Raw genomic sequence first — 11,375 nt, 5'->3', positions numbered from 1 at the left:
AACCATGTCACCATTGATTGTATTGGCCGCCGGCAGCCTGCGCCCGGCGCTAACGCCGCTGCTGGCCCGTTACCGTACCGTTGCCGGCCAACAGGTGACGGTGGAGTTCGGCCCCGCCGGCCTGCTGTCCCGGCGCATCGAGGCGGGCGAGCACTGCGATCTGTTCGCCTCGGCCAATACCGGCCATCCCGCCCGGCTGCGGGAAAAGGGGTTGGCGCTGGAGGTCCGGCCCTTTGCCCGCAACCGGTTGTGCCTGACGGTAAAACGCGGACCGCGCACCGACGGCGCCGACTGGCTGGCGCTGTTGAGCGATCCCGGGTTGGTTATCGGCACCTCCACGCCAGGCTGCGATCCTTCCGGCGACTACGCCTGGCAATTGTTCAATACCGCCGCCGCCCTGTTGCATACCGGCGCGGCCCCTCTGAAACAGCGCGCCCGGCCGCTGGTGGGCGGCGCGGATACCGCGCCCATTCCCGCGGGCGAGCTGGCCGCCGGGTGGATTATCCGCCGTGGGCTGGCCGATATCTTTATCGGCTACGCGCATTACGCGCCAAGGCTTGAACAGGATCCGACGCTGCGGGTGGTCGTTATCCCGGACTGCCATAATGTCTTCGCCACCTATGCCCTGGCGCTGCGTTCGGCGCCGGCCCGCGCGCTCGCGGACTTTATTCTTTCGGCGCCGGGGCAGTTTTTTTTGCGCCAAGCCGGATTCCTGTCCCCCTGCGCCCCCTTGTCCTGAGCGCGACGCAGGCGAGACAATCGCCATAGCGCCCGCTTGGCGCAATCTTATGACGCCGCATCCGGCCCGCGCAGGTCAAACAGCGGAGCCAGGACCCGATGTTGCCGGCCCCGGTCATCAATATCTATCCCCTTGACCACGATATCGTAGGCGCGTTTCAGGTTTTCTTCGCTTAATACCGTACGCGAGGCGCCGTGCAGCCACTCCCGCTCCGGCAACAGCAGCACGGTATTATCGGCCAGCAGCGACGCATGGCAGGGATCGTGGGTGGTAAACAGCACGCTGACGCCATGGCGGCGGGCCAGCCGGCGGATCAGGCGCATCACCGCCTGCTGGTTAAACAAATCCAGCGCCGCCATGGGTTCATCCAGCACCAGCAAATCGCTGTGGGTCGCCAACGCCCTGGCGATCAGCACCAGTTGCTGCTGTCCGCCCGACAGCGACAGGTAGGCGCGCGGCGCCAGCGCCGCGATTCCCAGCATCTCCAGCGCCTCACGGGCCATGGCTTCGTCCCGGCGCGAGGGCATCTGCAACAGCCCGACGTGGCCCGCCCGTCCCATCAGCACGATATCAAACACCCGGTAGGAAAAGGCCGGCGTAAAACGCTGCGGGACAAAACCAATACCGCCGTGGCAGCGGATATCGCCGCTCAGCGCGGGCAGAATACCGACCAGGGTATGCAGCAACGTGCTCTTGCCGCGCCCGTTGGCGCCAAGGACGGCGCAGATCTCGCCGGGCGCGCAGGCGAAGTCCAGCGGCCGGAATAACGGCTCCCCATGACCGAATGCCAGGCCCCGGGCATTGAGCGTAGCGCCGATCATTGCGTTCTCCCGCGGCTGTCGCGGATCAGCAGCCAGGCAAACAGCGGCGCGCCGAGCAGCGCGGTAATAATGCCCAGAGGGATTTCGGCCTGGCTTAGCGTACGCGCCACATCGTCCACCAGCACCATAAAGGCGCCGCCGAGCCAGAACGCCGTGGGCAACAGGCGCCGGTGATCGGCGCCCACCAGCATGCGCGCAAGGTGCGGGATCACCAGCCCAATCCAGCCTATACTGCCGCTGACCGCCACCTGCGCCGCCGTCAGCAGCGCGCACAGCACCAAGACCAGGCGCCGCAGGTTAACCACCGCCATGCCCAGCGCGCGCGCATCGTCGTCGCCCAGGGAAAGAATATTGATGCGCCAGCGCAGGCGATACAGCAGCGTACCCGCGCCCAGTACCGGCGCGAACAGCATCAGCAACTTATGCCAGCTGGCGGTGGCGAAGCTGCCCAACAGCCAAAATACGATACTCGGCAGCTTTTCCTCGGTATCGGCCAGATATTGCAGCAGGCTGACCAGCGCGGCAAAAAAGCCGCCCAGGATAATGCCCGCCAGGATCAGCATCAGCCGGTTTTCGCGCCCCAGGGTGGCGGCAATCATATACACCAGCAGCAGCGCCAGCAGGCCGAAGAAAAAGGTGGAGGCCATCAGCAGCAGCGGCGCGAGGCCAAGCAGGATAGCCAGGGTGCCGCCAAACGCGGCGCCCGCGCTGACGCCGATAATATGGGGATCCACCAGCGGATTATGGAATACCCCCTGCAACGCGGCGCCGCACAGCGCCAGCGCCCCGCCCGCCAGGCAGGCGGTAAGGATGCGCGGCATACGGATGGTCCAGATAACCTGGTAGTCCAATGTTCCCGGCTGCAGGGGATGGGCCAGTTGCTGCATGACGCGCAGGGGCGACAGGCTGAACTGCCCGATGCCCAGGGACAGGAAAACCATGGCGATCGTCAGCACCGCCAGCAGCCAGGGGGCCGCGGCGCTAAGCTCTGGCTTCGCCCTAGCCGGCATCGGGACGCGGCCGCCACGCCATGCGGTAAAAATGGCGATAATAGGCATCGGCCTGCTTATCGATATCCACATCGGCAAAACGCTGCGGATAGAGCTTTTTCGCCATCCAGAGCTCGCCGACGGCCAGCGCCTCCGGCATCGGATATCCCCAGGCCTTGGCATATTCCGGCATCAGATAGACCCGGTGATGTTTAACCGCGTCGACGGATTGCCAGGCCGGATCGCCGTTAATCTGTTGCACCACCTCAGGATAGCGGTCCTGGACAAAAATCACCTGCGGATCCCAGGCCAGCACCTGTTCCATCGACACCTGCTTAAAGCCGCTGATGCTGGCGGCGGCCACGTTCAGCGCGCCGGCGTGGCGCATCATCAGGCCGGTATACTTGCCCGCGCCGTAAGTGGTTAACTCCGGGTTGGCCATATAAACGCGGATACGCTTATCGGCGGGAATGTCCTTGAGCCGGTCGTCGGTACGCGCCCGCGCGCTGAAGGTATAGTTAATCAGCGCCTCGCCCTGATCCCGGCGGTTTACCACCTCGGCTATCAGCCGGATACCCTGGCGCAAGCCCTGGTTGTATGCCTCTTCCTCATCCGTCATGGCGGGATTGAGCTTGCCCTGTTCCCCCGGCTGATCCTGGCGTAACGACACCGCGATCACCGGGATCCCGGCGGATTCTATTTGCCTGATCATTTCCGGCGGCGCGTAATTGGCGACAAACACCACCTGGGGATGCAGCGCCAGCAGGCTTTCGATATTCACCTGGTTAAGATCGCCGGGCATCGGCAGGGTCGCCAGGCGCGGAGCGAAGCGGGCAAAATCCGGTCCAAGCTGCTTTTTCCAGCTCGACAGCACGCCGACCACGTCGTCCGCCGCGTCCAGTTGCACCAGCAGGTTCAGGGTTTGATGTTGCAATACCACCACCCGGTCCACGCGGTCGGGTAGCGTAACGCTGCGCCCCAGCTGATCGGTGAGGGTCCGCGCCGCGGCAGCGCCGGCGCTGGCCGTCATCGCCAGGGAAAGGAGGACAAACGTGAGGAAAACGCGTAAACGTGCTGCAAAGTGAGACATAATAATCGCTATGGGAGGAGGAATTCGGTGTGTAATGAAATATATAACGAGTGCCCCGGTTGCACAAGGACCTAAGAGCGGCGCCACGCCGGAAACTTATGCTCCCGGCGTGCCATCGGAGACGATATCAAGCGCGTCAACGCGGCGCCCCTGATGGCGGGAAACAACGCTTTCCCGCCCTGACGGACGGGAAAGCGACGCAATCATTCCCAGCGTTTTAGCAGGATGCTGGCGTTCACGCCGCCAAAACCAAAACCATTGGACAGCGCATAGGTCATGGCCACCGGTTCCGGCTCGCCGCGCACCAGATGCAAACCCGCCGCCGCCGGATCGGGATTGTCCAGGTTAAGGGTGGCGGGCACGATTTGGTCGCGCAGCGCCAGCACGGTAAAGATGGCTTCCAGGCCGCCTGCGGCGCCCAGCAGATGCCCGGTGGCCGATTTGGTGGAGGTAATGGCCAGTTCGCTGTGGTCGCCGAACAGATGTTTTACCGCGTTGATCTCGCCCAGATCCCCCACCGGCGTCGAGGTGGCATGAGCATTCAGATGCCGTACCTGCGCGGGGGTGATACCGCCCTGGCGCAGGGCGATCTTCATCGCCCGGTAGGCGCCGTCGCCGTCTTCCGCACCCGACGTCATATGGTAGGCATCGGCGCTGGTGCCGTAGCCGATGATTTCCGCCAGCGGCGTGGCCCCGCGCGCCAGCGCGTGCTCGAGTTCTTCAACCACCAGCAGTCCGGCGCCTTCCCCCATGACAAAACCATCGCGGTCGCGATCGAACGGACGCGAGGCGGTGGCGGGAGCGGCGTTGAAATGCGTGGAAATGGCCCTGGCGGCGGCAAACCCTCCCAGGCTGACGGTATCGATGGCGGCCTCGGCGCCGCCGCACAAGGCAATATCCGCCTCGTCGTTGCGGATCAGGCGCACCGCGTCGCCAATAGCCTGCACACCCGCCGCGCAGGCGGTAACCGGCGCGCCGATCGGCCCTTTGAACTGGTGTTTAATGGAAACATGGCCGGCGGCCAGGTTGGCGAGAAACGACGGCACCGTAAAGGGCGACAGCCGGCCCGGACCGCGATTATCCGAGGTGCGCACCGCGTTGGCGATGGCCGGGAAACCGCCGATGCCGGTGGCGATAATGGTCGCGGTGCGTTCTTTCTGCTCATCCGTGCTTGCCGTCCAGCCCGCCTGGCGCAGCGCTTCATCGGCAGCCGCCATGGCGAACAGGATAAACCGGTCCATTTTCTTCTGGTCTTTCGGCGGCACAAAACGGTCCGGATACAGGCCGCCTTCCGGGTCTTGTTCCGGGTCGGGAACCTGGCCGCCGATTTTCACCGGCAGTTGTGCAACCATCGCCTCCGGCAAGGGGCGGATGCCGGACTGGCCCGCCAGCAGGCGCCGCCATACGGTTTCTGTACCGCAGCCTAAAGGCGATACCGCGCCCATACCGGTAATAACGATTCGACGGTTACTCATAAAAATTCCTTGTGCGGATATGCATCATGATGGTTTTGCTTTTCCTGTCTTGTTTCCAGCCGACGCTTTATGCTTTCACCAGCACGCGGCCCGGCGGCAATTGTGACGTTTAGATGGGTGAGCGTCTCGCCGGTATCCCGGTCGACGAGCACCGGCGCGACTTTCCCGGCATGCCGGCGGTTAACAGGCACGATGGCGATATCCTCCTGCGCCAGGGCCTGGTTGCCCCATTGCAGCAGGGTCAGCAGTACCGGAAAAAACGCCTCGCCCCGTTCGGTCAGTAAATATTCAAACCGCGCCGGACGCGTGCTGTAGGCCTGTTTGTATAAAATGCCGTTGCGCACCAGGGTTTTCAGCCGGCGGGTAAGCATGGTCGGCGACAGACCCAGGCTGCGCTGAAATTCATCAAACTTGCTGAGTCCCTGGAAGGCGTCGCGTAAAATCAACATGCTCCACCATTCCCCCACCAGCTCAAGCGATTGCGCGATGGGGCAATCCATCGCGCCGATATTGGTTTTTTGCATGGCTGAACGCTCCTGGTGCCCCAAGCCGGCCCGTTTTGCGCAGGTGACTACCATAATTGTAGCCTTCGGGGAAGTCACTCTAGCGTACAAGTGTACGCTGAACAAGTCCGATCAGTGCGGGTCATTGGTTTGCGCCGCCGCGTCGCGCCGCCGGCAGCTTTTTATGCGCATGTTTACGCCATTTTTGGCGATTAACCCTGTTTGTGTTGTTTTCCAGCGGTATTAACCTTTCCTTTTATCGCAATAGCTATAATTCCGCACAGATAGCCACCATGATTAAATTAATTTGCCGCAGGAAATATATAAGTTTTTTTTATCGACCCGGCCTATTACTGGCTGCGCTTTTATTTATTTTATTTCAGTGCATATATTGATAGCGGCTATAAGTATTGGCGCACTGTCCATCGGCATGGAGAAGGCAATGAAGTATCTGATCAACGATCGCATTGTATTTAATACGCTGGAATATCGTTTATCCTTATTAGCGGATGATGAAACGGCGGTCAATCTCTCCAATACAGCCGGGCGCGTATTAGAAGCGCTTATTATTTCCCATGGCAACGGCGATACCGTCAGCCGGGAAGATTTATTTGCCAACGTCTGGGAAAAACATGGCTTATCCCCCTCCAACGGTAATTTAAATCAACAGGTCAGCCTGATCAGGAAAGCGCTGATCGCGCTTGGGCTGGAGGCCTCGGCCATCGTCACCCTGCCTAAACGCGGACTTAAGCTAAACGATCGTTTGGCTATCGCCGTATATGATCAATCGCCGGATCCCGCATTGGACACACCCATTGCCAATGATAACGGCGGCGGTATGGAGACCGCCGCCCCGAAGACAGATCATTTCACTAAAGAACTTATGATAAATTTATTTTTAGCACTGTCGATTATTATCACCGCGTCGACTACCTATGTCTATTTCAGGCAAGACGACAGGCAGCCTCTCTATTTCTTTAAGAATATTGATTCATGCAATATTTATACCTTGCGTCCGATAAACGACCGCGAGCGCCCGGATCTGGCCGCGCATATCCAGCGGGCCATGGCGGGAAATATTGCACGCTGCGACGCCCATGACAAGGTGCTGTTCTCCCGTACCGCCGCCACGATAAAGGACGGCATCAACCGCCGTACTTTCCTGGCGAAATGTGAACAGGAGGCCGGCGGTAAACTCACCGGTTGCCTCAATTTCTACTTTTATAACTGGGACGTCTGATGAAAAGAATCTGGCTTATCCTGGCGTTGCTCCTGTTATCGCTTACGCTGTTTTACCGCAGTCATTACCGCGGCGGTATTTCCGGCTACCAGTGTTCCGCCCTGATGGTTTATCGTTCAGCCATTCCCGCCGGATCGTTAACCTACACGGTGGAAGCCAAAATGTTTTTTACCAGTCCGAGCCAGGGTTTTTATGCCCTTAACGGCACCCTGGCCCATGACGATCGCCTCTATAACCTGCACCGGAGCCGCTTTTTTAGTTACCGGCAGCAAAACCAGCAGGGTTTATATGAAATAACCATTACCCGCGAAATTGTCTCCACGCTGGATAACGCCCCCGACGGTATCGCCAGCCCGGTGCTCCTGCCGGTAGGCGCATCCCTGTTGCCCAGCTTTAGGCGTATCGATAAAAACGCCATCCTGGTCAGCCTGCTGTATTCGCCATTTTTTATCTGTGCGAGTGATTAAGCATCATTATCAATTTACCCGGCCTGGATTGCCGCCTGCGGCGCCACAATTCGCCCGCGCCGCGGCGGCGGCGAATTAACGCCGCCCTATCTTTGACTAACCGGCCCGGAAGATAAATACTTCTAATGCAATCCGGCCGCGTAGCGCGCCATTGCCGCGGCGGCCGGTTGTCCCGTCCCGTTACCGAGAGTCCAGGTATGCCATTGATATAACCTTATGAGAAAAAGCAGATATTTCGGTTTTCCCCGGCCAGATAAACAGACGGCGCCATCGCCTGAACGCCCCCGCTTTACCCTGCTGTTTGAATTGGGCGCATCCGCCGCGCTGCTGATCGTCGCCCTGATAGCCATTAACGTCTGGCATCTCTGGCAAACCTACCAGTCGGCGCTGGCCAAATCCCAGACCGCCACCATGAACCTGACCCAGGCGCTGTCGCAGCATGCCAGCGATACCTTCGCCCAGGCCGAAGCCACGCTTGATGAACTGGCGCAACAGATCGCCGCCCTGGGCAGCGGCGCGGCGCAGTTGCCCAGGCTGCATCAGCTTTTCCAGCAAAAAACCGCCGGGTTAAAGCAAATCAGCGCGCTGTCGCTGTTTGACGCCACGGGCCAGATGATCGTCACGGCGGCTGAGCGGTTGCCCGCCGTCAACGGCTACGCCGACCGGGATTATTTTATCTATCACCGCGACCATCCCGAACTGACCCCGCGCATCGGCAAGGTTATCCGCAGCCGCATGACCAATGCGCTGATCGTGCCCATTTCACGCCGGCTCAACCATCCCGACGGCAGTTTTGCCGGCGTACTGCTGGAAAGCATTATGATCGATCATTTTCGCAGCTTTTATACCCGGTTTATGATAAGCGATGATTCAACGTTAATGATGCTGCTCGACAACGGTACCGTGCTTTACCGTCACCCGTATAATGAAAAAGTCATCGGCACCACCATCGCCGGTTCGCCGCTATACCGGGATAATATCCGGCAGCACAGCTCGGGTATCGTCAACAGCGCCCTGGGAGCCGATCCGGCGCAAAAACTCTATAGCTATACGCATCTCAAGCAGTTCCCGGTGATCGTCACTACCGGCCTGTCGCTGGATCAGACCATGGCGGACTGGCGCCAGGACGCGTTCAACCATGTGGTGATGACGCTTATTTTTATCGCGATGATTACCGTGGTCTGCCTGGTGCTGATGCGTCAGGCGCGCGCGCGGATGCGCGCCGAGCAACAGCTCATCCACGCCCAGCAGGAGCTGCGCAAGTTAAACCGGTCGCTGGAGCGGCTGGCGCGTTCGGACGGACTGACCGGGCTTTACAACCGGCGGCATTTTGATCTGTCGCTGGACAATGAATTCCAGCGCGCGCTGCGCACGCAGCAGGTATTGGGCATCATTCTGCTGGACGTGGATTATTTTAAACAATTTAACGATCTGTACGGCCATGTGGCCGGTGATAATTGCCTCAAGCGTATCGGGCACACCCTGAAAAACCTGCCGCTGCGTCACCGCGACGTGGTGGCGCGCTACGGCGGGGAAGAATTTATCGTCCTGCTGCCCGCCACTGACCGGGACGGCACCCTGGCGGTGGCGCGGCGCATCCAGCAAGGGATCGTGGCGTTGAATATTCCCCACCAGGGCAGCCCGGCCGGTATCCTGACGTCCAGCCTGGGCGTTTTTGTCGGCCTGCCGGAGGCTGGGCAGGACACGCCCAGCCGGCTGGTGGTCAAGGCGGATTCGGCCCTGTACCAGGCAAAACGCCAGGGACGCAACCAGATTTGCCAGGCCTGATGATCCAGGCGTCAGATGCCGCTGAACCAGTTATACCCCTGATCTTCCCAATAACCGCCGGGGTTGGTGTTGCCCACCGACAGGGAAACGATATGCTTGGCGTTTTTAAAGCCCAGCTTGGTCGGTACCCTGAGCCTGAGCGGGAATCCATAGGCGTCCGGGAGTGCCTTGCCGGCAAAATCCAGCGCCAGGGTGGTTTGCGGATGCAGGGCGGTGGCCATGTCGATACTGGAATAATAGCGATCGGCGCAGCGGAAGCCGACGAAGCCGGCGCGCAGGTCCGCCCCGACCCGTTCAAGAAAGGTACGCAGCGGCACCCCGCTCCACTGGCCGATGGCGCTCCATCCCTCAATGCAGATAAGCCGGGTAATCTGGCTTTGCCGCGGCAGCGCCCGCAGTGTATCCAGCGTCCAGGGCCGCTTATCGGCCACCCGCCCCGACACCTCCAGCCGATAAGTGGAGAGATCGATTTCCGGCACATTATATTCGGGATAAAAAGCATTGAAGGGGAACGGGTTGGCAACCTGATCCGCGCGATAGGTTTGCGCCAGGCGCTGCCCGCTGAACAGCCAGCCCTGGACCCGGTCGTTCCAGCGCGACATGGCCCAAAGCACCTTATCCACCTCGTCGCCGTCCTGCAGGTTACAGCCGGTAAGCAGGGTCAGCGCGCCCAGGGTCAGGCCGGAGCGCAGCAACAGACGCCGCTGCAAACGATAAAGCGCCTTCTGCTGCGCCGGTTCGAGCTTTAATCCGCTGTTTGATCTGTTATTCATCCTGCGCATCCCGGGGTGAACGGCGTATAACGCCGGTGATCATGGGCCAAAAGGTGGACGGCACGGCGATCACCATCGCGACATGAACCACGGCGAATAACACTATGCCGCTCATGGCGAAAAAATGCACATACCGCGCCCGGTCGAAGCCGCCAAACAGCGCCGCCAGCCGGTAAAGCTGTACCGGCTTCCACATGGACAGCCCGGAAAGGACCAGCAGCAGCCCGCATGCCAGGGCAAACCAGTAAAAGGCCTTCTGAATGGCGTTATAACGCCCAAGCCGGTGCGCCAGGCGCAAGGTCAGCGCCAGCTTAACGTCGCGCGCCAGCGTGCGCGGCGTCAGCGGCAGGAAGTCGCGGCGAAAATGCCCGCTGCCGATACCCCACAGAATATACAGCAGGCCGTTTGCCGCCAGCGCCCACATCACCGCCAAATGCCAGGCGATGGCGCCGCCCAGCCACCCGCCCAGGGTGAGGACGCTGGGAAAGGTAAAGGCGGGAAAAATCGGCGAGGCATTGTAAATGCCCCAGCCGCTCATCAGCATGGCGCACAGTATCGGCACATTCAGCCAGTGCATGATGCGCACCGGGGCGCGGTGCCGGCGTATTTTGGTTAACGACGGGGAAGAAGATGGGTTCACTGGCGCTCCAGGATCGGCCGGTTAACAGGCCGGGCGGCCACGCCGCCCGGCCTGAAACACGCATCGGATATTACATGGGAGGCACGGTGCCGTTAACACCGGCCACAATACGCGCCGCCACGACATGATCCGCGCTGCCCAGCGCCGGGAACAGGATAATATGCGCGCCGGGTTTCAACAGCGAGCGATCACCGGGTGACAGTGTCACAACAGGCACATCATCCGGCACCACAACCTTTTTTTCGCCGTTCTGGTACTTCACCGTCATGGTGCGTCCGTTGGCATTTACCAGCGTGCCCACGGTGCCGTTGGTCATGGTGCCGACCTGGCCGTCGGATCCCTGCCAGGGCCGGAACCCTTCGCCGGAACCGCGCAGCGACGGGTCGAACACATGGACTTCAAGGGCTTTTAAGGTGCCGTCCGGCTGCGGCGCCGCGGCGGTGCCGATAAAGCTATTCGGTTTAATATCGCTGATTTTACCCTGCGCCACCGCGGAAATGGTGGTTTTGTCATTCAGGGTGGCGGTGACCGCCGCGCCCTTGCGATCGGTAAACTGCAGCTGGTCGCCGCTGAACTGCGTCACCGTGCCCCGCACCGCCATCGGTCTGGCGGGGGCGTCCGCCGCCATGACGGCGGGGGCGCACAGCGTAAGCATGCCCAGCAGCATGCCGGATAAAAGGGTATAACGAGCCATGAACGTCTCCTGTTCCAGTTTTGCGGCCTGTGGCGCGCCGGATATAACATTTTTTATACGACTTTATAACATTACGCGCGTTTTTGACATTTGGCTTGGGCAAAAAACGCTTTCGCGGCGGGAAGATGTTGAAAGATATTTCAGCATGAACGGCAT

General features: G+C 60.5%; 12 protein-coding genes. 4 read left to right on the top strand and 8 right to left on the bottom strand.

Translation table 11 applies throughout. The features are described 5' to 3' along the window. Positions 1–4 precede the first annotated feature (4 nt). Complete coding sequence (locus tag ABUK12_RS01605) at positions 5–739, top strand: substrate-binding domain-containing protein (protein WP_410014640.1); 735 nt, start codon at positions 5–7, stop codon at positions 737–739. Between the two features lie 47 nt (positions 740–786). Here the strand turns inward: ABUK12_RS01605 and ABUK12_RS01600 are convergent, their stop codons facing one another. The 5 genes from ABUK12_RS01600 to ABUK12_RS01580 all read right to left on the bottom strand — a co-directional run bounded on the left by ABUK12_RS01600 (position 787) and on the right by ABUK12_RS01580 (position 5,638). After that, positions 787–1,557 carry an ABC transporter ATP-binding protein gene (locus tag ABUK12_RS01600; RefSeq protein WP_410016796.1) on the bottom strand — a complete coding sequence of 257 codons (771 nt, stop codon included), beginning with the start codon at positions 1,555–1,557 and terminating at the stop codon, positions 787–789. Beyond that, on the bottom strand, positions 1,557–2,501 hold the full coding sequence (locus ABUK12_RS01595) for a FecCD family ABC transporter permease (RefSeq protein ID WP_410016795.1): 945 nt from the start codon (positions 2,499–2,501) through the stop codon (positions 1,557–1,559). Before ABUK12_RS01595 ends, ABUK12_RS01600 begins: the two co-directional genes overlap by 1 nt. 58 nt (positions 2,502–2,559) lie before the next feature. Continuing rightward, complete coding sequence (locus ABUK12_RS01590) at positions 2,560–3,579, bottom strand: ABC transporter substrate-binding protein (RefSeq protein WP_410016794.1); 1,020 nt, start codon at positions 3,577–3,579, stop codon at positions 2,560–2,562. 263 nt (positions 3,580–3,842) lie between these two features. Beyond that, positions 3,843–5,114, bottom strand: a complete 1,272-nt coding sequence (gene fabF / locus ABUK12_RS01585; protein WP_410014639.1) for a beta-ketoacyl-ACP synthase II — start codon at positions 5,112–5,114, stop codon at positions 3,843–3,845. Then, positions 5,111–5,638, bottom strand: a complete 528-nt coding sequence (locus ABUK12_RS01580; protein WP_410014638.1) for a winged helix-turn-helix transcriptional regulator — start codon at positions 5,636–5,638, stop codon at positions 5,111–5,113. The genes fabF and ABUK12_RS01580 overlap by 4 nt, the downstream gene beginning before the upstream one ends. A gap of 421 nt (positions 5,639–6,059) precedes the next feature. Here ABUK12_RS01580 and ABUK12_RS01575 point away from each other — a divergent pair, with 421 nt between their 5' ends. The 3 genes from ABUK12_RS01575 to ABUK12_RS01565 all read left to right on the top strand — a co-directional run bounded on the left by ABUK12_RS01575 (position 6,060) and on the right by ABUK12_RS01565 (position 9,112). After that, on the top strand, positions 6,060–6,857 hold the full coding sequence (locus ABUK12_RS01575) for a transcriptional regulator (protein ID WP_410014637.1): 798 nt from the start codon (positions 6,060–6,062) through the stop codon (positions 6,855–6,857). Continuing rightward, on the top strand, positions 6,857–7,324 hold the full coding sequence (locus ABUK12_RS01570; protein ID WP_410014636.1) for a FidL-like protein: 468 nt from the start codon (positions 6,857–6,859) through the stop codon (positions 7,322–7,324). The genes ABUK12_RS01575 and ABUK12_RS01570 overlap by 1 nt, the downstream gene beginning before the upstream one ends. A 216-nt stretch (positions 7,325–7,540) precedes the next feature. After that, positions 7,541–9,112, top strand: a complete 1,572-nt coding sequence (locus tag ABUK12_RS01565; RefSeq protein WP_410014635.1) for a diguanylate cyclase — start codon at positions 7,541–7,543, stop codon at positions 9,110–9,112. A gap of 11 nt (positions 9,113–9,123) precedes the next feature. On the opposite strand, the gene ABUK12_RS01560 is transcribed toward ABUK12_RS01565, so the two are convergent. From ABUK12_RS01560 to ABUK12_RS01550, 3 genes are all read right to left on the bottom strand, one after another. Further along, a complete protein-coding gene (locus tag ABUK12_RS01560) occupies positions 9,124–9,885 on the bottom strand; it encodes a molybdopterin-dependent oxidoreductase (protein WP_410014634.1) in 762 nt (253 codons plus the stop codon). Further along, positions 9,878–10,525, bottom strand: coding sequence for a cytochrome b/b6 domain-containing protein (locus ABUK12_RS01555; RefSeq protein ID WP_410014633.1), 648 nt, complete (start codon positions 10,523–10,525; stop codon positions 9,878–9,880). Before ABUK12_RS01555 ends, ABUK12_RS01560 begins: the two co-directional genes overlap by 8 nt. A 70-nt stretch (positions 10,526–10,595) precedes the next feature. Then, positions 10,596–11,219: a hypothetical protein gene (locus ABUK12_RS01550; RefSeq protein ID WP_410014632.1), complete on the bottom strand. Its 624-nt coding sequence runs from the start codon at positions 11,217–11,219 to the stop codon at positions 10,596–10,598. Positions 11,220–11,375: the final 156 nt, after the last annotated feature.

It is taken from the genome of Sodalis sp. C49 (assembly GCF_046352915.1).
Taxonomy (GTDB): Bacteria; Pseudomonadota; Gammaproteobacteria; order Enterobacterales; family Enterobacteriaceae; genus Acerihabitans.
Note: the sequence above shows the minus strand (reverse complement) of the source record. Positions and strands in the feature narration are given on the sequence as shown.